Source organism: Variovorax gracilis (genome assembly GCF_030317115.1).
Classification (GTDB): Bacteria; Pseudomonadota; Gammaproteobacteria; order Burkholderiales; family Burkholderiaceae_C; genus Variovorax; species Variovorax gracilis.
Window position 1 is genome coordinate 57,382 of sequence record NZ_JASZYF010000028.1, and the last position, 19,958, is coordinate 77,339.

Below are 19,958 nucleotides of genomic sequence, written 5' to 3' on the forward strand. Positions count from 1 at the left end.
AGGCACGGACGGGATGTGAACGATTCTGCACGCGCGCATCGGGGCAGGCAAGCGAGTTTCCCCTCGCCCCTCAGACGCCCTGTCGCACGCTCTATTCGGGAACGCGTGTCAGCAGGAGCTTCTCCGCCAGTGCGCTGCGTTCCCTTTTTTGAGCGGCAGTGCCCTGGTTCGACAGAATCGATTCGGCGACCTCGTAGGCGTAGAGAAGGAAGGCCCTCTGCCGCGCCTCCGCCAGCGAAAAGCCGAGCGACGAGAAGCACTGCGAGATGTAGGAGATGCGGCGTGAGTCGACCTCGTCGACCGCTTGCCTCGCCATGGTGTCGCGCCGGGCCCAGGCGCGAATCGCCAGCTCGATGCGCGCAGCCCGCGCGGCGGCGCGCCCTCTGAACGGCAGGGAAATGAGTTCCTTGAGCAGGACGTGCGGATCATCGGTTCGCTCGAAGCGCTCGATGATCTGCTCGGTCGTCACCTTGCGCCAGCTTTCCAGCAGGCTTTGCAGAAGGTCCTCGCGATCCTTGAAATGCCAATAGAAGCTGCCCCGCGTCACCTTCATGCGCTTGGCCACCACATCGACACGGACCGCATCGATGCCGCTGTCGACCAGCAACTCGGTAGCCGCCTGGATCCAGTGCTCCGGCGTCAAGCGAGAGGACGCCGCCCCATTGGCAGCTTTGCGGGAAGGTCGGCTGGACGTGAGTGCTTCGTTCATTCGGTTTGGCTGGCGGGTGACGCGATTATCCGGCACGGCAACCGCGGCCTGCGGGCAAGTTCGAACAATCCTCAAACTCAGTACATCACTGTCTTTTTCTCCTATCGATGCAGGGAAATTACGGACTTTTGTCTCCAAACAGTACTGTACGCTACGCTCAAAACTCACACGAGGAGACGGCGTATGAAAGTTCGTTCGATGGTGGGGCCGGCGAGGCGCTTGGCCGGGCTTGCTGCCGCGGCCGCGGGCCTTTCTCTCGGGGCTTGCGGCGGTGGAGGCAGCGGCGGCTTCATACCGCCCGCAGCCGGCGGCAGCCCGGCACCTTCCACGCCAGCCGCACAGCCGGCGCCACCGCAGGTCGTCCCTGCTCCGAGCGCCGACTCCTGCGCCGCACTCGTGGAGCGCGTCACGGCCGCGAAGGTCCTGCCGTCAGGCTCCGCGATCACGTCGGCCACCTTCGTGGCCGCGACCAGTTCGGTGTCGGAGCACTGCAACGTGGTCGGCACGGTCAACGCCAACCGAAAGGGTGCACAAACCTCGCCCGGCGTCGATCAGGTCTACGCCATCAAGTGGCAGGTCCGGCTGCCCACGAACTGGAACAACAAGTTCGCAATGACAGGCGGCGGCGGCCTGAACGGCAGCGTTCCCAATACGACTGGCCGCCTTGCCGCGGGCTACGCCACCGCGGGCAACGACACAGGCCACAACAATGCGACCAATGCCGATCCATTGGCCGGAGGCGTTGCAGCATTCGGATCGGACTTCCAGTCGAGGGTCGACTTTGCGTACAACGGCATCGAGCAAACCAATGAGATCGCGAAAGCGCTTTTGAATGCGTACTACGGCGCGGCGCCGAAGTACTCCTACTTCGAAGGCTGCTCGATGGGCGGCCGCGAAGCCATGATGGTGACGCAGCGCCTGCCGGAGCAGTTCGATGGCGTCGTATCGGGTGACCCCGGCTTCAAGCTGACCGCGATGTCGACCTCCGAGGTCTACAACGCGCAGCAGCTTGCAAAGCTCGCGAGCGCGATGGGGCAGGTGTCGGTCAACGGCGTGCCGCTGCTCAGCAACACCTTCACCAACCAGGACTTGCAACTGGTTTCCAAGGCGGTGCTCACCGCGTGCGATGCATTCGACGGGCTCGCAGACGGTATGGTGAACGCGCCCCTGAAGTGCACGACGCCGACGGTCATGCCGCAGCTCGATGCACTGCGCTGCACGGCCGGCAAGACAGCGACGTGCCTGGCATCGGACCAGATCGACACCTTGCTCAAGCTCTACGAGGGGCCGGTCACTCCGTCCGGCCTGAAGCCGTACTACGGCTGGATGTGGGACGCAGGTATCGCCGGATGCACCAGTGCGGCGGACTGCAACACGCCTTCGGCAACGAACATCGCGGGCGGCTGGCGCTCGTGGAAGCTCGGCGGCTATCAGACCAACATGGCGACCGCCGTGAATACCGGCCTGGACTTCAGTGAATTCGCCGGCGCCGGCCTGAGCACGATGGTGGCACCCACACCCTACGCGTCTCCTGCCCCGACGGCCAACGAAGGCATGCTCAAGGTCATGCTCAGCTACGACCTCGATGCGTACTACGCGAGCATCTTCGCCACGACCGCCGCATTTCCCGTGTCGTCGAACTCGCTTCTGGATGTGGATTCGACCGACCTGTCGCGGTTCACCAAGCACGCAGGCAAGCTGATCATTCATCAGCCCCAGAGCGGCGGCCCCTTCTCTGCGCTCGCCATGGTCGATTGGTATCAGAAGCTGAACCTCGCCAAGGGTGGCACGCCCTTCGATTACGCAGAGACGCAGAAGAACGTCCGCCTGTTCATGGTGCCCGGCGCGCAGCACTGCGGTGGCGGACCTGCGACAAGCAGCTACGACGCGTTCCAGGCAGTGGTCGACTGGGTCGAGGGCGCAAAGCCACCGGCCAAGCTCGTGGCCACGGCGCCCGCGAGCACCCCTTGGCCGGGTCGGACCCGTCCCCTGTGCCCCTTCCCCCTCACCGCTCAGTACAACGGCACCGGCAATCCGGAAGTGGAAAGCAGCTTCGCCTGCAATAGCGCCCAACGAACCTCACTGGAAAAGCAATGAAACGACTCCACGCACCAGGCGTCCTCCTGGCTCTGGCCTCCGCTGCCGCCTCTTCGTTTGCCCAGGTATCCGATGACGTGATCCGCATCGGCTTCATCAGCGACATGTCCGGGATCTACCGCGACTATGACGGCCCCGCGGGCGCCGAAGCGATTCGCATGGCCATCACCGACTTCGGAGGATCGCTGGACGGCAAGAAGATCGAGCTGGTCACGATGGACCATCAGAACAAGCCCGACATCGCCGCGGCGAAGGCGCGCGAGTGGTTCGACGTGGACAAGGTCGACATGCTCATCGGCGGCGTCAACTCCGGCGCAGCGATTGCCATGGCCTCGGTCGCTGCGGACAAGAAGAAGCCCTACTTCGTCGTCGGGTCCGGCGCCTCCAGCCTGACGAACGAGTATTGCTCCCCCTACACCATCCAATACGCCTACGACACCGTGGCGATGGCTCGTGGGACAGCCAGCGCGGTGGTCAAGGGTGGCGGGAAGAGCTGGTTCTTCGTGACGGCGGACTATGCATTCGGCGCTTCGTTGCAGAGCGACGCCAGCAAGACCGTGCAGGCGGCAAACGGCACGGTCGTCGGCTCGGTGAAGCATCCGCTGGGCGCAAGCGATTTCTCCTCCTTCATGATCCAGGCGCAGAACTCGAAGGCGCAGGTGCTCGCCCTGGCGAATGCAGGCGGAGACACGGTCAACGCCATCAAGTCGGCGGCCGAGTTCGGCGTCAACAGGAACATGAAGCTCGCGGGAATGATCATCACGATCAACGACGTGCATGCGCTCGGCCTGAAGACGGCACAGGACATGTACCTGACCGACAGCTGGTACTGGAACCAGAGCCCCGAATCGCGTGCATGGGCGCGGCGCTTCTTCGAGAAGCACAAGCGCATGCCTTCGTCGTTTCATGCCGGGGACTACTCCGCAGCGCTGCAATACCTCAAGGCTGTGAAGGCCGCCGGCAGCGATGACGGCGACAAGGTGATGGCTCAGCTGCGCAAATGGAAGTTCGACGACATGTTCGTCAAAGGCGGTTGGTTGCGGGAGGATGGCTTGATGGTTCACGACATGCAGTTGATGCAGGTCAAGTCCCCCACGGAATCGAAGGAGCCCTGGGACTACTACAAGGTGGTCGAGTCCATCAAGGGCGAAGCTGCCTGGACGACCAAAGCCGAGTCGCGTTGTGCACGATGGAAGGCAGGGTGACAGAACCGCCTCCCGGATGAGCTTCAGAACAGGTAGTTCACGCGCGGGATCCCCTTCGTTGGAGCGGTAGCCCGAACCGAGCCGCCCGACGTACTCGGCCTTCAGTTCCAGGTTCTTCTGGATCGTCAGGGTCAGGCCGAGACACACGTCATTCGCGCTACAACGCGTATGGTTCACTCACGTTGCGCCATGGCACGACGTTGAAGCTCGCGTATTCCTTCTGACCCGGGAAACATACATGGCCACCAACGAATTGATCGCCGCCATCGCCCAGACGCCGCTCGGTCCGATCGAGTACGCCGTCGCCGGTGAGGGCATTGCCGTGCTCGTGATCCACGGCAGCCCGGGCGGCATCGACGCGGCCGAGCTGATGGGCCGCTTCCTGCCGAAGGCGCAGTTCAAGGCGATCCTGGTTTCGCGGCCCGGCTACCTCGGCACTGTGCTTGGCGATCGGTACACGATCGACCAGCAAGCCGACCTGCTCGCCGCGCTGCTAGACGAACTTGGCATCGCGAAAACCGCGGTCTACACGTGGTCCGGCGGAGGTCCTGCCGGCTACCGGCTCGCCGTCAGACATCCCGCCAAGATCATGTCGATCGTCGCCTTCGCCGCGGTCAGCCAGGCGTACCACGACACGAACCTGACCTCCGCCTCCCGGTTGATGTTCACGACATCGGCCGGACGCTGGCTCATGCGGGTGCTCGCGGCACATCAACCCAAGCAGTACATTGCCGGCGCGCTTAGCAGCGAAGGCGACCTGAGCAAGGAGCAGTTGGCGGAGCAGGTCGCCGCGGTCTTCGCCGATGACACCAAGCGCCGATTCGTTCTGGACCTCGGCCCGACCGCCGAACAGGGCAAGGAGCGGCGAGACGGCTACGACAACGACCTCGCGCAGTTCGGCAGCATCGACTCACTCGAACTCGAGCGGATCACGGCGCCCACGCTGATCGTCCAGGGTACCGTCGACTCGGACCTTCCGCCTGAACAAAGCTACTTCGCGGCCGCGACCATTCCGGGTGCCGAATTGCTGAAGCTTGAGGAAGGTACTCACCTGGCGCTGTACACGAACGCCGACGCCGATGCAGCTCAGCAGCGCGTCATCGAGTTCTTGAGCGCGCACGCGTCCTGACTGCACTGGCCTGAGTCGGCATGCTTGGACGGGCATGCTCGCCCGGCGGGTCGACTCGGACCCAAAGCTGCCGGTTCAAGAAGGACTCGGTGACGGCTGTCGCAGGGGTGCCTGGTCGGCTGCTGAACCCGATCACGCCGGATAGGGCGCGATCGGGAAAGTCAGAAGTCAGACGCGACGTGGCGCAGCACGCCGCGGGGGCGCCTTGTCTTCGAACGGCTTGACAATCGTCAGAGTCTTTCGAATTGCAGACCGGCTTGCATGTCCTCCGAACACAGCGTGTCACAGCCGGCCAAGAGCGCCGAGGACAGATCATCGCGTCGTACACCGAGAACTGGCACCGCTCGCTAAGGCCGCGCCCCAGATCGTGGGACTGACGGGCCATCGGTTCGACGTGGCACAGCTCAGAAACTCGTCGATCTCATTCCAGGGCGGGGTGAGCTTGCGCCGCGCGACATTGGTGATCTCGTTGAGGACCTGAACGCTGATGATCGGGCGCTCGGCGATCACCGCGCGCCCGTTCAGCCTTTTGGGGGCGTTCCTGCGACATCAGGTAGAGCACGACATTGGTGTCCGCGAACGCCCTAGCGCCCATTGGCACCGTCTCGATCGAACTTGAAATCCACTGGCAGGCGACCCTCAAACTCGCGCAAAGCGGCGACGATGTCCTCTTTCCCGGGCTTCCTAACCAAGCTCAGGTCGCGCGCGCCACGCACGCTCAGGTGCACCTCATCACCTTCTGAAAGATTCATCCTCTTGACCAAGGCGATGGGCAGGCGGATGGCCAGGCTATTGCCCCACTTTGCGACTTGCATGTCTACTTCCTTGTATCCACAAGCCGGATCGTAGGTACAAGAACAGGGGAGCACCATCTACGAAAGCAACGGTGCCAACCGAAGTCTTGCCCGAGCACCCATCTGCGCAGTCCAGGGGCCGGAGGTCGATGTCGCGCTTCGGCCCTCGGCTTCGCAGCGGTTGCGGTCTTTCCGTGCCGCAGGGTGAATTCACGCTGTGGCGTCGACACCGGTCGCTCAACAGCGAAGGTTGCCTTTCTCTTCGGGCGCTGCCATGTAATCGCCGAGCTTTCGGAACACTTCGACGCCGCTCGTCGCATCTCAAGTTCGCCAATCAGGTTCAATGGACCGGGTTGACCCTCTTGTGGGTGGCGGGCCCAAAGATCATCGTGTCCACCCGCTGCCGCAGGTTTTCCGCCGAGGAGAAGCCCAGACCATAGGAGCGCTTGCCATGATCCGCAAACTGCACCACAACGCCTACCGCTGCCGCAATTCCGAACAGACTCGCGCCTTCTATGAGGACTTCCTGGGCTTGCCCCTGGTCGGCACCCTGGAGATCCGCGAGACCAAGACCGGCCGCGCGACCAACGTGCTGCATACCTTCTATCGGCTCGATGACGGCTCACACCTGGCCTTCTTCGAGGCGCCCGACATGCCCTTCGACTTCAAGCCCCAGCAAGACTTTGATCTGCACATCGCACTGGAGGTCGATGCGCCGGTGTTGGCCGACATGTTGGCAAAGGGCAAGTCGCAGGGCATCGAGACGCGCGGTGTTTCGAACCACGGCTTCATCGACTCCATCTACTTCCGAGATCCCAACGGCTACGTGATCGAGTTGTGCGCCAAGCGTGCCAGCCACGATGCCTTGATGGACCCGAGGACCAATGGCGCGCGCGACGCGCTGCAGCGTTGGACGGCCGCCAAGGCGAAGGGGTGAGGCGCTCAGCCGATGCAAGCCTGAGCCGCGGGCGCTATGCTTCCGGCTTGACCCCGGGCACCTGGAGCCACCCATGATCGTCGAGCGCATCTGGACCGGCAACGCATACCGCAACTTCAACTACCTGATCGTTTGCCCCGAGAGCGGCGAGGCGCTCGCCATCGATCCTCTGGACCACCAGAGATACCTGGCCGCCGCCAAGGCCAACGGCTGGGAGATCACGCAGATCCTCAACACGCACGAGCACCACGATCACACCGGCGGCAATGCGGCCGTCGTCGCAGCGACCGGCGCCAAGGTGATCGCGCACTACAAGTCGGGCTCTCGCATCTCCGGCGTGGATCGAGGCGTCGAGGCCGGCGACGTGATCAAGGTCGGCAAGACCGTCGAGCTCGAGTGCATGGACACGCCCGGCCACACGATGTGCCACATCTGCCTGCGCTCCCACACGGACAACCCGGCCCTGTTCTCCGGCGACACGCTGTTCAATGCGGGGGCGGGCAACTGCCACAACGGCGGCAATCCGGAAGACCTGTACACCACCTTCGTCGAGCAGCTTGCGAAACTGCCTGCCGACACGCGCGTCTACCCGGGTCACGACTACATGGAGAACAACCTGCGCTTCACTCTCGCGCGCGAGCCCGACAACGTGGCCGCCAGGGCCTTGTTGCCCCATGTGGCGGGGCAAGACCCGGCGCATGGCCGCGTCACGACGCTGCAAGAAGAGAAGCAGATCAACACCTTTTTGCGCCTGTCCAGCCCGAGTGTCATTGCGGCGCTCCGCGAAGTCTTTTCCGACCTGCCCGAGAACCCGGATCCGAAGACCGTGTTCCTCAAGCTTCGCGAGCTGCGCAACAAGTGGTGAGCCTGGCTGTCCCCGTCCTCAATTCGTTCCGCTGCTGCCCGAGTGCTCGTCCTCGCCAGTTGGCAGTTGGTTCAGCACCAATGCGTAGGACCCTTGCCGCCTCAGCACGGTCTTGGAGGCGTCGCTCTTCATCCAAACGCGCATGCGCTCCACTCCGGCGCGAGGTGGAGCGGATTTCGCGGGTGGCACACGTGCTGCCACAAACGACAGCTCTCTTGGCCGGCGAAGTGGGAGTCCGGGCCCGTAGCGGCTGCTCGCCCGCATTGAAGCCGACTTTCAAGTCGGCCGTTCTGCTTTCAGCGGCCGCGATGTCGCGCGCACCGGGATGGCCGGGTAACGCATGGCTTGCGCGGCGCAGCAGCGGGAGTTCGCAGAGATGGCGCGCTACGCCGGCCCGAACTGCGTCATTGACTGCGCTTCTCATCGGGCGCATATTGTTGGCCCGAGTTTTGCAACAGAAACGGAGGTGCGGCGATGACAACGATGGCCAAGCCGACGATCGACAATGTTCGGGAGCGCGCTCGCGGGCAGGTGATTACTCCGACCGACGACGGCTACGAAGGGGCGCGCAAGGTCTACAACGGAATGATCGATCGGCGGCCCTCGGTCGTGATCCGTGCGGTCGACGTTGGCGACGTGATGGCCGGGGTCGACTATGCGCGCGAGAACGGCCTCGATCTGTCGGTGCGCGGCGGGTCGCACAGCGTTCCTGGCTTCGGGACGTGCGAAGGTGGCGTCGTGATCGACCTCTCGCAGATGAAAGGCGTGCGGATCGATCCGAATCGTAAGACGGCGCGGGCAGGCGGCGGGACCCTGTGGGCCGACTTCAATCACGCGACGTACCCATTCGGCTTGGCGACGACCGGTGGAATCATCGGCTCGACCGGCATCGCCGGGCTGACGCTTGGCGGCGGCATCGGCTACCTCACGCGCGGGTTCGGGCTATCGCTCGACAACCTGCTCTCGGCGGATCTCGTAACGGCGGACGGGCAGTTCCGCGTGGCCAGTGCCGCGGAGAACGAGGATCTCTTCTGGGCAATCCGCGGCGGAGGCGGGAACTTCGGCGTGGTGACCTCGTTCGAGTACCAGCTGCACCCGGTCAAGGACATTACGGCAGGCATTTTCTTCTATCCGATCGAAAAGGTGCGCGAGGTGTTGCAGTTCTACCGCGACTATGTGGCGAAGGCGCCGGAGGAAATGGGGCTGTTTCCAGCGTTCCAGATCGCCCCGCCACTGCCCTTCATCAAAACAGAGGACCATGGCAAGACGTTCATTGCGATCGTCTCTTGTTGGGCCGGACCGATGGACAAGGCCGACGCGGAATTCGCGAAGATACGCGGCGCGGCGCCGGTCGTTGCGGAGATGGTCGCGCCGATGCCGTACTACGTGATCAACGGCCTTTTCGATGCGCTGCTGCCTCCGGGCCTGCAGCACTACTGGAAGGCCTCATTCGCCACCGAGTTGACGGATGGCGCGATCGAGGCCCACGCCCGGTTCGGGCCGCAGGTGCCGGTCGTGAACTCCACGATGCACATCTACCCGATCAACGGCGCCTGCCACCGGGTGAAGCCGGACGCGACCGCATGGGGCCATCGCGACGCGAGCTTCGCGACCGTGATCGCCGGAATGTGGCCGGATCCCGCTGACAACGCCAGGAACACGAATTGGGTGAAGGACTACTACAAAGCCTTGGAGCCCCACTCGCAGGCAGGCGGGTACATCAACTTCATGGCCGAGGACGACCAGGGCCGGGTCAAGGACAATTTCGGACCGCATTACGACAAGCTGGCGTCGATCAAGCGCAAGTACGACCCGAGCAACCTGTTCCACATGAACCAAAATATCAAGCCGTAGCATGGTAGTCGACGTGCAATGCGATTAACTGCACGTTGGTGCCCGACTGTGAATTCGTGGTCATGCGTATCTCCTGTGCGTTGCGGAGCGGCGATTGGCTGCGTCGCCAGGACGTCGCAGTATCCAATTTGACAATCCGGCGAAAGAGGGCTCCTTCAGCCCTATCCTGCCCTCCAACAGCGCCCGCTGTGGCGCTTCTAGGCAGTGAGGCCGTGTGGAAACACACATCGGTGGATTGCCGGCGGACGCTGGGGTGACGGAGAGCGCCTCTGGCACCCGTCTGGACCTGGATGGCTGGGTGCGGCCTAGGAAGCTGAACCGTGGGGACTGGAAGCGTGTATGAAGGGGCTCAGGCCCCCGCAAGCCGCATTGCCTTCATAGATCTGGCCATTCCCACGAGGCTGATGACTCGCTTCATGTTGTAGGCCCGCACGTTCAAGCTCATCTCGGTGGCGACGTTCCCGCTGCCGCGGGTCAGGAGCGCGCCGAGCCCATCCAGTGCCTGAGTGTTCCGAACACGTGCTCCACGGTGCTCTTGCGTAGCTTCATCATTTCCGGCTTGTGGGCCAGGCGCCGTCCTGCCGCTTCGATGATCTCTTCGTGCTCCCAGCGCCTGATCCTTCAAGCTGCTGGTCGTGCACTGTCGCTTGATCGGGCAGGAGGGGCACGCGCTTGTCCAGTAGATGTGGATCAGGAGACCATCTTCTTCTCGCGCGAAGCGGTGGATCGCGCGCTGTCCCGCAGGACATTGGTACTCGTCGTCGCCGGCGATGTAGATGAAGTCATCCTTGCTGAATCGCCCGTGGGCTGCCGCATTGGAGGTCATCACCTTGGGCACGTACGCCTTGATCCCGGCGTCGGCGCAACACGCACCGGCTTGTCTTCGCAGACAAAGTCATCCAGGCACTAGGGCAACAGCGTGACTTGATGCCGGTCCTCACCCTCGATGAATCGCTTCATGACCACCTCGTCGCGAACGGCTTGACTCAATATGGGCGAGCACCAGAGAGTTTTCACACAGTCTCCAGCGATTGCTGCCCTACGCTGTGTCGCCGACAGCGGTCATTCAGGCGCCCATACGATCTCAGAATCTATGACCGGTTCACGGTTTTTCAGACACAGCCCGGGCTCACACCCCTTCATCAACTGAGCCATCGCGGTACTGGAACCCGATCGAGCGGCCGCCGTTCGCACCGGGCGGCGTGGTAGTCGGGGCCCCATGGAAACTTGACTCAACTCTAGCCGCGCCCGTACGCCGCCTCGATCTCGTCGAGCGCGTCCCGCGCCAGTTGCACTGCCGCTTCGAGATCACGGACCTCTCATCACAACCCGGCGCCCGGCGGCTCCAGTTCGAGCGACAGGCGCTCAAACGCCATTTCAAACTTGGCCCCGGCCTGTAGATGGTCCTCATTGCCGTTCATCGAACTCCTAACCCGAGCCGGCGGACGGGTCCTGAGGCGCTGGGCCGTGTCACCCTGTACACCGGTTCCGCTTCCGCCGGACCTACGTCCTGCTCGCGAGTGGGCCGCGCGGACCGCTCATGCGACGACCCTCGCAACGGGGCCACAGAATGCGCCTGACTCCCCGACCTATATGGTCAGCGTCCGGGCGCCCAGAACGGCCTCGTCCGCTTGAACTTGAATTTCAGATCGGGGGGCGCACCGCCTGGGTCTCCACCATGGCTCGGACCTTGCGCGCCAGCGCCGCAATGTCGAAGGGCTTGGTGACCACCTCCATGCCATGCTCGAGCAAGCCGTTGCCTACCGCCGCGTTTTCCGCATAGCCGGTGATGAATAGCACCTTCAGCGCGGGCCGCGTCACGCGGGCAGCATCCGCGACCTGCCGGCCATTCAAGCCGCCGGGCAAGCCAACGTCGGTCAGCAGCAAGTCGATGCGCGTGCCGGACTGCAGCACGCGAAGCCCGGCCAGCCCGTCCTGGGCCGACAGCACACGGTAGCCAGCCTCCTCGAGTTCCTCGATGATCAGTATCCGGATCGACGCCTCGTCCTCGATGACCAGGATGGTTTCGCCCTCACCCGGGCTCGACGCTTCTTCGGGCAGCAGCACCGGCTCGGATTCGGCTTCGCCGACATGGCGCGGCAGGTAGAGGCACATCGTGGTGCCCTGACCCAGTTCCGAATAGACCCGCACCTGCCCACCTGACTGCCTGACGAAGCCGTACACCATCGACAGGCCCAGCCCGGTGCCCTGCCCCATCGGCTTGGTCGTGTAAAACGGCTCGAAGGCACGCGCGATCGTGGCAGCCGACATGCCCGTCCCTGTATCGGTCACGCAAATCGAGATGTACTGCCCGGGCGCCAGGTCGTGTTCGGCCGCAGAGCGCGCGTCGAGCCACTTGTTGGCGGTTTCGATCGTCAATCTGCCGCCATGAGGCGCCATTGCATCGCGCGCGTTGATGCAAAGGTTCAGCAAGGCACTTTCGAGTTGCGCGCCATCGACCTTCGTGGACCAAAGCCCGCCCGCACCCACGACCTCCACCTCGACGCTCGGGCCCATCGTTCGGCGAACCAGGTCTTCCATGCCGCCGATCAACCGATTCGCATTCAGGGCCTTCGGATCGAGCGTCTGCCTGCGTGAAAACGCGAGCAGCCGATGCGTGAGTGCCGCGGCGCGACGAACCGAATCCTGCGCCATGCCGATGTAACGCTCAGCGTCGTCGAACTTGGCGGCGCCGAGGCGACGCGAGAGCACCTGCAGGCTAGTGCTCATGCCGCCGAGCAGGTTGTTGAAGTCGTGGGCAATACCGCCGGTCAACTGGCCGATGGCTTCCATCTTTTGCGACTGGCGCAGTGCAGCTTCGGCGGCCATCAGCTCGCGCGTGCGCTCCTGCACTTTGGCCTCCAGCGTTTCGTTGGCCTCGCGCAGCAACAGCACGCCGTTCGCGCGCTCCGCCGCGGAGCGTGTGCGCTCGGCGATTTCGCGCACAAAGGCAAGTTCATCCGAGGACCAATGACGCACGCTCGCATCATTTACGTAGAGCACCGCGACCAGCCGGCCTTGCTCCACCACCGGCACGTTGACGAACGAACGGGCGCTGCGCCCCTCCAGCGCACCGGACGCCTGCGATGTTCGGTCGTCCAGCCGGACATCCACGATGCTGATGAACTCCTTGCGCTTCAGGCTCTCGATGAAGGACCCGTAGTGGCGCAGCGGCGTATCGCCCGCCAGGCTTTCCACGCCCGGCGCCGTCCAGTCGCGGTCGACGTGCAGTGTGTCGGTTGCGACATCGATCGTTCCATAGCCCACGCGGCTGACCTGGAGGGTTTCGCCCAGAAGTCGCGCCGCAGCATAGGTGATCTCATCGGGGTCGTCGATGTCGCGCAGCCGCTCGGGAAAGTCGGCCAAGGCGTCACTCAAGCCGCGGGCGACCTGGCGTGCGGTCTCGTCCCGTGCAATCTTGAGGAAGCCGCCCGCGCCGCCGTCTATCGTCGCCGGCAGGAGCCGCAACGAGCCACTCATGAACACCCGCGTCCCGTCCTTGCGAAGATGCCAGCGCTCAGCGTTGGCGCAGCCTTCGCGAACCGCGGTGGCAAATTCCAGGCTGGGCACATCGTCGCGTCGATCTTCCACGGTATAGAGAACCGACACCGCGTGCCCGATGATCTCCTGCACCGGCCAGCCGAAGATCTCCTCGGCGCCGGATGACCAGTCCGTGATGACGCCGTTGGCGTCGGTGGCGAAAATCGCATGGTCCTTGGCGCCGTCGACAACGAGCGCGAGGCGCATATCGCTCGCACGTTGCGCGACTTGCGCCGCCATCCGCTCGGTGACATCTACTCCCTCCACGAAGATGCCCGTCACAGCACCCGCTACGTCGCGGATGGGCTGAAAGACGAAGTCGACATGGCGTTCACGCACTGGGCCACTCTCCCGCGTCTGCATGGCGAATTTCGCGCCGTTGGCGGCATACGCCTCCCCGGTCCGGAACACCTTGTCGAGCAAGTCCACATAACCCTGCTCGGCCGCATCCGGCAACGCCTGCGCCACAGTGCGCCCGAACAGCTGGCGATGTCCCACGAGCTGCATGTACGCTGGATTCACCAGTTCGAAGTGATGCGATGGCCCTGACAGCAAGGCCATGAAGCTCGGTGCCTGCTCGAACAGTTGCGCCAGTCGTTCCTTCTCTCGCTGCAGGTGCCGTTCTGCCATCACCTTGCCCGTGGTCTCCACGACGATGGACATCACGCCGACCGGGATGCCGGCATCGTCCAGCAGCGGCGAATAGTCCAGGTCCATCCAAGTAGGTTCCGCCTGCCCCTGCCGCTGTAGCATCAACTCCTGGTCGCGGTAGCTGAGCGTGCCACCGGCCAGCACGACCTTGATGACGTTGTCGTTGAAATCGGAAGCCTCGTCCCAGCCGTCGCGTACGCTGGAGCCCAGCAGGCGCGGATGGCGGTCGCCCACGAAGGCGGCATACGCATCGTTGTAGACCATGACGCCATCTCTGCCCCAGAGCATGACCATAGGAACGAGCGATCGAAGCATCAGCGACGTGGCCGTTTTCATGTGCGCTGGCCATTGATCAATCGGCCCGACCCCGGTACGCCCCCAATCCAACGACCCTATCAGCCGGGAAATTTCGCCGCCTCCGGTCAGAAATGGCAGTGGCGCTCGGTCGCTTCGCATTTTGTCCTCGATCAGGGGCTGGGCTGCAGATACTACCGGTCGGTTTGCAGACGCCGAAAGGGCACTTGCTTTGCGCGCGACTTCTACCCTTGATTCCTGCGCGGTGCGGAAGCGTAAACCCTTCCCATTCGTAGGACACAGGCGTGACAACGGCACTTCGTGCTGTGAGGGCCGGCACCGCGCCTTGCTTCAGCCCTCACGACCCAGCGCGGCCCCAGATCCGCTTCCAGTGACGGCGTACAGGCGGCACTGACAACCTGGCGTCAACCGGTTGCCCCCGTGCCCTGGTCGCTTCCTGTCGTCGAGCTCTACGAATTGCGATCGACTGCATCCGCACGGCTTGGAATAGGCCAACCGCGGCCGTGGAAAGCTTTCGTCAGGAGCGGCTTTGCACTGGTTTGGATGACCTCCGCATTTCAATGGCCGGAAAGGGCTGCTGAAGAGACCCGTTCGCACGACCCAGCAGATTCCGTTTGCTGCGGTCGCACGTCGAAGCAAAAACCTATGTGATTTGCTCTCGGGAGCACAGCACATCGAGCGCGAAAAAGCCTGCATCAACCGCCTGCTCATAGGCCGCAGGTTCCGATGAGGCCGACTCAGCAGGGCCGCCACTATTTTGCTGCCTCACCAGCGACCAACAAAATTCATGCGGCCCCAGCTGCTTGACGGTAACGATCAGCCCAATGCGCGATGTCACAGGAGCAGCCTTTATTGGCGCGCGTCAAACTCATACCCGAAGTACCGTATCGCCGCGCGACCCAGTGTCGTGACCCCGGTGACCGTGGCCGAGGTCTGGTGACCTCGGGCAGCGGGCCCAAAGCGCACCCTGAGGTAGCCTGCGGCCCGCAAGTCCTGAAGGCCCTCAATGTCCGCGAGTGTGAAGAAATTCATCGGCAAGTGCCCCCCGCCAACTCTCTTGAGGATTTCTTGGGTCATGAGAACACCTTCCGCGCAAAGACCTATTAGGCGCTACTTTCGGTGCAGCCGCCACACGCAGCGAGGAAGACCTTCGCCGTCCCGCCTCAAAGCCCTGTGGCGACTTTTTGAGCGTCTCGGCGCAGTGAGATTCGTTGGCTCCGTGACCGCATCGACAATTTCTGCATCGATCTGCAGACCCCTCCACATGAATACGTTCATATGGCCGAAGGGGCTGGCTGCTCCGATCGCGGCGGGGTAAATGCGCACGGTCTTTGGCGCGAGACGTCGCCCCGTCGCATCGCGCCCAGCCTTCATGAGATGCGGCGGGCCGAGTCCCTGTACGAATCAGTGCAGGCGCACCCGCTTCCAGTCGCGCCGAACTCGACACTGCGATCGTTTTTTTTGCATATCCAGCGACTGCGTAGCTCAACGGTTAGCGAGGCAGCTGCACGGCAAACGCTGTGCCTTCGTCCAAGGACGACGTCACGGCAATAGTGCCGTCGTGCCTCCTCACGATCTCGCGGGCGATATAGAGGCCCAGGCCCAAGCTGGTCGCTGGGCGCTCATGAGGCTCGGACTCCTTCGCCGCCACTTGAACGAGTGGATTGAACATGACCTGCATCGAGTCCGGCGGAATTGGCACGCCCTTGTTGCGAACCACCATCGTCACGCGATTCGCTTCCTGCGCAAGCATGAGCTGCACCGGAAAGGCCGCGTCTCCATGTTGCACCGCATTCACCAGCAGGTTTGTCAAGACCTGGCGCATGCGGGCCGCATCGAAGCTGAACTGCACGGCCTCAGGTATCTCGGCATCGAGCAAGCGGTCGGGTAGGCCGCCGAAACCTCGTCGAAAACCTCTTGCACCAGGACGGCCAGATCTCCGTCCGAGGGGTTCACATCGATCCCGCGGCCCAGCTGGTGCGCGTGTATTCGAGAAGCTCCGCCACCATCTCGTTGATCGAGGCAATGCTTCGCTTGGCGATGCGCAGCGTTCGTTCGCGCGCCGGCGCTTCCTTGACCAGGCCGAGCCACTGGATGCATGAACCGAGCGCGCTCAACGGATTGCGCAGGTCTGCCCTAGCAGGGCGAGGAAGCTGTCCCTGGAATTCGCTACGCGTTCCAAATAGGCGACCATCGCCTCGGCGAGCCCTCGATCGATGCTTTCGTTGAACCGGACGACTTCTTCGAGAACGCTTGGGTCGCCCTTGGACTTGGCCTCACGCTCCGGCTCGGACTGTGTGGTGTCCATCTCATCCGCAATGGCGATCAGGATTTCCTTCGCATGGTCACGCAGTTCGTCGACGGACATGGTCTCCGCGGGCGGAATCATCGTCCGCGTTAACGCTTCCCATTGTCGAGGGTCGGCTCGAGGTTGTTCGATGAACTGGCTAAGGCGCATGGCCACCAGTATGCGCCTTGTAGGAAACCGCCTACGCGCACCCCATGCCGGTCGAAGCGGCCATGATCGGGATCGGATCAGCTATGAGGTCACACATCAGGGCCGAGCGCCGCGTCACACGGCCGGAACCGGATGGATGCGGTGGAGCTTGAAGGGCTGCGACACCAGTGGCAACTCTGAGGTCGAGGGGGTTTGCACTGCCGCCGGCGTGAAACCTTCGAGAGGAGCTGTGACCACTGCAACTTCGCTATCGCCGAGTCGATCGGCGACGGATGTTTGGACCGCCTCGGCCGTCTCCGTGTCCGCTTGCCTCATCTCGGCGAACAGCGACCACGCTGTCATAAATAGCGCTGCAATGATCGGGCCGAGAACGAACCCATTGATCCCGAAGATCGCCATACCTCCGATGGTGGACATCAGGACGATGTAGTCGGGCATCTGCGTTTCCTTGCCCACCAGCAGGGGTCGCAGCAAGTTGTCGATCAAGCCGATTACAACGACACAAAAGACGATGAGCCCAATGCCCTTGAGCACTGACCCGATGGCGAGCAGATAAAGGGCCACCGGCAGCCAGACCAGGGCTGCACCAATGGCGGGCAACAGCGAAAGGAACGCCATGAGCACTCCCCAGACGAGCGCGCCCTGCACACCAAGGAACCAGAAGGCCACGCCACCAAGCCCGCCCTGCACGACCGCCACGGCCACATTTCCCTTGATCGTCGCGCGGGTCACGGTCGTGAACTTGTTCAGCAAATAGTGCGTGTGTGGCTTGGCCAATGGGAAGGCATCGCGTACCGTCTTCGACAGCTCCGCGCCATCGCGCAGCATGAAAAAGAGCAGATAAAGCATCACCCCAAAGCTCACCACAAACTCGAAGGTGTTCTGTCCGACGCTGAGCGCCCGAAATGCGATCAACTGACTGCCTTGGGCTGCCAGGCCTTCGATACGCTGCTGGATGCCGGACATGTCGCCGAGGCCGAAGCGGTTCATCAGATTCGTCAGCCAACGTGGGAAGGCGGCGACGATCTGCTCGAAATAGGCGGCAAAGTTCAACTGTCCCGATTGGATCTTGTCGCTCAACACCATGATGTCCTGCACCAGGGAAGCGCCGACAGCGGCAAGGGGCAACACGACAACCACCGTACACAGCAGTAGCGTCAGCAACGCCGCGAGCGATCTGCGTCGGCCCATCGCTTTGCTCAGCCTCCTGTACAACGGACTGAAAAGGATGGCCAAGGCGATTGCCCACATCACCGCGCCGAAGAACGGTTGCAGGATCCAGAGGAATCCGAGGGTCACTCCTGCAAGCAAGATGAAGAAGACGGAGCGCTGCACACTGGCGGTGTTCATCGAAGAAATCCGATCGAGAGGGATGGCGGCAGGCGACGAGGCACCCAGCCGCGAATCAAACGAGGATGCGCCCATGCGTACGCATGAGCTGTGGGACAGTGCGCCGACACGCACCAGAGGAAGTCCGCTATGACTCCGTCATGCGCCAAACCTGGTCTAGCCAAACCGTGGCGATCATTGCGCGGAGCATCCCGGAGTGCATTGTGCCGCGGCACGCGTGCCTGTGTTTCACGAAGCGGGCCTTGGTGCCCGCAGCGGTCCGCGCGCGTCATCGGGAGGCCCGGGGTCGCATCAGCGCTCAGGTGCGATCACTTCCTGTTCCAGACTTCGTAATTACGCCGTCTTGGAATTTCGGGTTGTTCTGCATGGTGCGGTACGAGAGCGCCCAGGTGCACGCCAGGACGAGCGGAAACATGAAAAGCGCTTTTGCAAAGTAGTGGGCGAAGGACCCCAGAATTCCTTGCTTCAGGTTGTCATAGTCCCAAGCTACGAGGGTCAATGCGAGACAAGCGGTGATGGACAATGCGACCGCTAGCGCGTATGCGAGGGACCTCCAGACCAGCGCGCGCACCTTTTGGCCCTTTGTGGCTGATACAGGCTGATGAAAGCCACTCTTGTCTCTGCGCGCTAGAGTCTTTGGGCGTCCCTCCAGATCCTTCTCGACCTTTGCCCTCGCGATGAGCCGCGCACGCTCCTCAATATCTTGGATCGCATCTGACATCGCTTGCTCCTTCACGAAAGCCGTTGATCGAGCGCGGACCATGCCCGAAGGTCATCCTACGCGCCACGATCGCTATTCCCCGCCAACCAGCCGAGTAACCCTTCTGATCGCCACCCTCCCGCAATTCGGCCGCAGCGATGGCGTCGGTATTTCAATCGGACGGAGCTCAAGGCTCAGCGCCGGGATTGCCCGCATCGCGACACGCGGTAGCAGCCGTTCCCACATGATGATGAACGGCAAAGAAGCGAAGAGTGAAGGTCAAATTCCGAAGTGCGGATTCAACCGGTCGATGCAACACATTCGCTGAACATCTCAGCGGGTGTATGGAAGCCAAGCGTCTTGCGCGGCCTCTCGTTCAATTGTCTCGCAATCGCGTTGAGTTGAAGCTGTGAGAACCCTGAGATGTCCATGCCCTTCGGCATGTACTGCCTGAGCAATCCATTCGTGTTCTCGTTGCTTCCGCGCTGCCATGGGTTCTGCGGATCGCAGAAGTACACCTTCTATGAGGACTCTTTTGTCAAATCTTCCTGATCAACGTATCGATGCGTGGCACTTCATTGCCATCCAGCTTGACCAACATTACGTATCGCGTTTGGCGCTCAACCAGCGTGGCGATCTGGCTGTTGGCGCTTCCGAAGAGCAAGTCGCCTTCCCAGTGGCCGGGAACTGCTCGATCTTCAACCGTGGCTGGCCGCTCGCTGATGGAAACGGCGTCGACGATTCTTCCGTGGTTATCGGTGTTTTGCGTGTGATGGCGCGAACGGCGCATGACCCGCGTGCGTCGCAGATGCTGCAGCAGTTCCTTCTTCAAGGCCCCACGGGCTTGGATAAAGAGGCTGCGATAGATGGTCTCGTGTGACACCTGGAAGTCCTCGTCGCCAGGATAACTATGCTTGAGCCACCCCGCGATCTGCTCGGGCGCCCACAGCGATTGGAGCTTGGCAGCCACGATGCGCGCCAAGGCTCTGTTCCTTGCCAGTTTGCATCTCTTGGGACGGTGCCCGCGGTCCCACGCCGCCTGGTCGGCCTGAGCAGCCCGGTAGCCCTCTCGACCACCGTTGCGCTTGATCTCCCGGCTCACAGTCGATGGCGCTCGCCCGAGCATGCTGGCGATCGCTCGAATTGAGAAGCCGGCCACCACAGCACGTGAGATCTTCTCGCGCTCGGCCAAGGTCAGTGCCAAGGAGGACCGGCACCGCTCTGGCGGCGGTATTCCGCCGGTTCGGGACAGAATCCCTTCGACCGACGAATGCGATCGATCAAACAACTGGGCTATCTGTTGAAGGCTGTCGCCTGCTTTCCAGCGCTCCCACATCAGGGCCTTCTGGCTGTC

16 protein-coding genes and 1 pseudogene are annotated in these 19,958 nt (G+C 62.7%); 7 read left to right on the forward strand and 10 right to left on the reverse strand.

Features of this window, described 5'->3' with window-relative positions; genetic code table 11:
* Positions 1–91: 91 nt before the first annotated feature.
* The gene (locus QTH97_RS30265; RefSeq protein WP_286572291.1) at positions 92–847 is read right to left on the reverse strand and encodes a TetR/AcrR family transcriptional regulator; all 756 of its coding nucleotides are present in this window, start codon (positions 845–847) and stop codon (positions 92–94) included.
* Between the two features lie 45 nt (positions 848–892).
* On the opposite strand from QTH97_RS30265, the gene QTH97_RS30270 reads away from it, so the two are divergent.
* The 3 genes from QTH97_RS30270 (at position 893) to QTH97_RS30280 (ending at position 5,140) form a co-directional block, all read left to right on the forward strand.
* The gene (locus QTH97_RS30270) at positions 893–2,806 is read left to right on the forward strand and encodes a tannase/feruloyl esterase family alpha/beta hydrolase (RefSeq protein WP_286572292.1); all 1,914 of its coding nucleotides are present in this window, start codon (positions 893–895) and stop codon (positions 2,804–2,806) included.
* On the forward strand, positions 2,803–4,011 hold the full coding sequence (locus tag QTH97_RS30275) for an ABC transporter substrate-binding protein (RefSeq protein WP_286572293.1): 1,209 nt from the start codon (positions 2,803–2,805) through the stop codon (positions 4,009–4,011). The genes QTH97_RS30270 and QTH97_RS30275 overlap by 4 nt, the downstream gene beginning before the upstream one ends.
* 238 nt (positions 4,012–4,249) lie before the next feature.
* The gene (locus QTH97_RS30280; protein ID WP_286572294.1) at positions 4,250–5,140 is read left to right on the forward strand and encodes an alpha/beta fold hydrolase; all 891 of its coding nucleotides are present in this window, start codon (positions 4,250–4,252) and stop codon (positions 5,138–5,140) included.
* A gap of 584 nt (positions 5,141–5,724) precedes the next feature.
* Here QTH97_RS30280 and QTH97_RS30285 read toward each other — a convergent pair.
* A complete protein-coding gene (locus QTH97_RS30285; protein ID WP_286572295.1) occupies positions 5,725–5,955 on the reverse strand; it encodes an AbrB/MazE/SpoVT family DNA-binding domain-containing protein in 231 nt (76 codons plus the stop codon).
* A gap of 430 nt (positions 5,956–6,385) precedes the next feature.
* On the opposite strand from QTH97_RS30285, the gene QTH97_RS30290 reads away from it, so the two are divergent.
* From QTH97_RS30290 to QTH97_RS30300, 3 genes are all read left to right on the forward strand, one after another.
* On the forward strand, positions 6,386–6,871 hold the full coding sequence (locus QTH97_RS30290; RefSeq protein WP_286572296.1) for a VOC family protein: 486 nt from the start codon (positions 6,386–6,388) through the stop codon (positions 6,869–6,871).
* Positions 6,872–6,944: 73 nt separating this feature from the next.
* Positions 6,945–7,736, forward strand: a complete 792-nt coding sequence (locus QTH97_RS30295; protein ID WP_286572297.1) for a hydroxyacylglutathione hydrolase — start codon at positions 6,945–6,947, stop codon at positions 7,734–7,736.
* Between the two features lie 474 nt (positions 7,737–8,210).
* Positions 8,211–9,590 (forward strand): FAD-binding oxidoreductase, encoded by a 1,380-nt coding sequence (locus tag QTH97_RS30300; RefSeq protein ID WP_286572298.1) that lies wholly within the window; start codon positions 8,211–8,213, stop codon positions 9,588–9,590.
* Positions 9,591–9,939: 349 nt separating this feature from the next.
* Here the strand turns inward: QTH97_RS30300 and QTH97_RS30305 are convergent, their stop codons facing one another.
* From QTH97_RS30305 to QTH97_RS30335, 7 genes are all read right to left on the reverse strand, one after another.
* The gene (locus QTH97_RS30305; protein WP_353655676.1) at positions 9,940–10,416 is read right to left on the reverse strand and encodes a transposase; all 477 of its coding nucleotides are present in this window, start codon (positions 10,414–10,416) and stop codon (positions 9,940–9,942) included.
* Positions 10,417–11,234: 818 nt separating this feature from the next.
* A complete protein-coding gene (locus tag QTH97_RS30310; RefSeq protein WP_286572299.1) occupies positions 11,235–14,387 on the reverse strand; it encodes a PAS domain S-box protein in 3,153 nt (1,050 codons plus the stop codon).
* 1,201 nt (positions 14,388–15,588) lie between these two features.
* The gene (locus QTH97_RS30315) at positions 15,589–15,948 is read right to left on the reverse strand and encodes a sensor histidine kinase (protein ID WP_286572301.1); all 360 of its coding nucleotides are present in this window, start codon (positions 15,946–15,948) and stop codon (positions 15,589–15,591) included.
* Positions 15,949–16,048: 100 nt separating this feature from the next.
* Positions 16,049–16,213 (reverse strand): hypothetical protein, encoded by a 165-nt coding sequence (locus QTH97_RS30320; RefSeq protein ID WP_286572302.1) that lies wholly within the window; start codon positions 16,211–16,213, stop codon positions 16,049–16,051.
* The gene (locus QTH97_RS30325; RefSeq protein ID WP_286572303.1) at positions 16,210–16,464 is read right to left on the reverse strand and encodes a hypothetical protein; all 255 of its coding nucleotides are present in this window, start codon (positions 16,462–16,464) and stop codon (positions 16,210–16,212) included. Before QTH97_RS30325 ends, QTH97_RS30320 begins: the two co-directional genes overlap by 4 nt.
* 204 nt (positions 16,465–16,668) lie before the next feature.
* A complete protein-coding gene (locus tag QTH97_RS30330; RefSeq protein ID WP_286572304.1) occupies positions 16,669–17,904 on the reverse strand; it encodes an AI-2E family transporter in 1,236 nt (411 codons plus the stop codon).
* Between the two features lie 298 nt (positions 17,905–18,202).
* Positions 18,203–18,625 (reverse strand): hypothetical protein, encoded by a 423-nt coding sequence (locus tag QTH97_RS30335; RefSeq protein WP_286572305.1) that lies wholly within the window; start codon positions 18,623–18,625, stop codon positions 18,203–18,205.
* A 40-nt stretch (positions 18,626–18,665) separates the two neighbouring features.
* Between QTH97_RS30335 and QTH97_RS30340 the strand changes: the two genes are divergently transcribed.
* A complete protein-coding gene (locus tag QTH97_RS30340) occupies positions 18,666–18,932 on the forward strand; it encodes a hypothetical protein (RefSeq protein WP_286572309.1) in 267 nt (88 codons plus the stop codon).
* Here the strand turns inward: QTH97_RS30340 and QTH97_RS30345 are convergent.
* Positions 18,904–19,958 (reverse strand): annotated as a pseudogene (locus QTH97_RS30345) (IS30 family transposase); the annotation flags it as partial. The gene QTH97_RS30340 and the pseudogene QTH97_RS30345 overlap by 29 nt on opposite strands.

What these genes read in the sequence shown, in the direction of transcription:
- QTH97_RS30275 (WP_286572293.1), top strand. Translation starts at nt 2,803, where the DNA reads ATGAAACGACTCCACGCACCAGGCGTCCTCCTGGCTCTGGCCTCCGCT.
- QTH97_RS30340 (WP_286572309.1), top strand. Translation starts at nt 18,666, where the DNA reads ATGCCCGAAGGTCATCCTACGCGCCACGATCGCTATTCCCCGCCAACC.
- QTH97_RS30285 (WP_286572295.1), bottom strand. Translation starts at nt 5,955, where the DNA reads ATGCAAGTCGCAAAGTGGGGCAATAGCCTGGCCATCCGCCTGCCCATC.
- QTH97_RS30325 (WP_286572303.1), bottom strand. Translation starts at nt 16,464, where the DNA reads ATGTCCGTCGACGAACTGCGTGACCATGCGAAGGAAATCCTGATCGCC.
- QTH97_RS30305 (WP_353655676.1), bottom strand. Translation starts at nt 10,416, where the DNA reads ATGACCTCCAATGCGGCAGCCCACGGGCGATTCAGCAAGGATGACTTC.
- QTH97_RS30300 (WP_286572298.1), top strand. Translation starts at nt 8,211, where the DNA reads ATGACAACGATGGCCAAGCCGACGATCGACAATGTTCGGGAGCGCGCT.
- QTH97_RS30295 (WP_286572297.1), top strand. Translation starts at nt 6,945, where the DNA reads ATGATCGTCGAGCGCATCTGGACCGGCAACGCATACCGCAACTTCAAC.
- QTH97_RS30290 (WP_286572296.1), top strand. Translation starts at nt 6,386, where the DNA reads ATGATCCGCAAACTGCACCACAACGCCTACCGCTGCCGCAATTCCGAA.
- QTH97_RS30330 (WP_286572304.1), bottom strand. Translation starts at nt 17,904, where the DNA reads ATGAACACCGCCAGTGTGCAGCGCTCCGTCTTCTTCATCTTGCTTGCA.
- QTH97_RS30270 (WP_286572292.1), top strand. Translation starts at nt 893, where the DNA reads ATGAAAGTTCGTTCGATGGTGGGGCCGGCGAGGCGCTTGGCCGGGCTT.
- QTH97_RS30280 (WP_286572294.1), top strand. Translation starts at nt 4,250, where the DNA reads ATGGCCACCAACGAATTGATCGCCGCCATCGCCCAGACGCCGCTCGGT.
- QTH97_RS30335 (WP_286572305.1), bottom strand. Translation starts at nt 18,625, where the DNA reads ATGTCAGATGCGATCCAAGATATTGAGGAGCGTGCGCGGCTCATCGCG.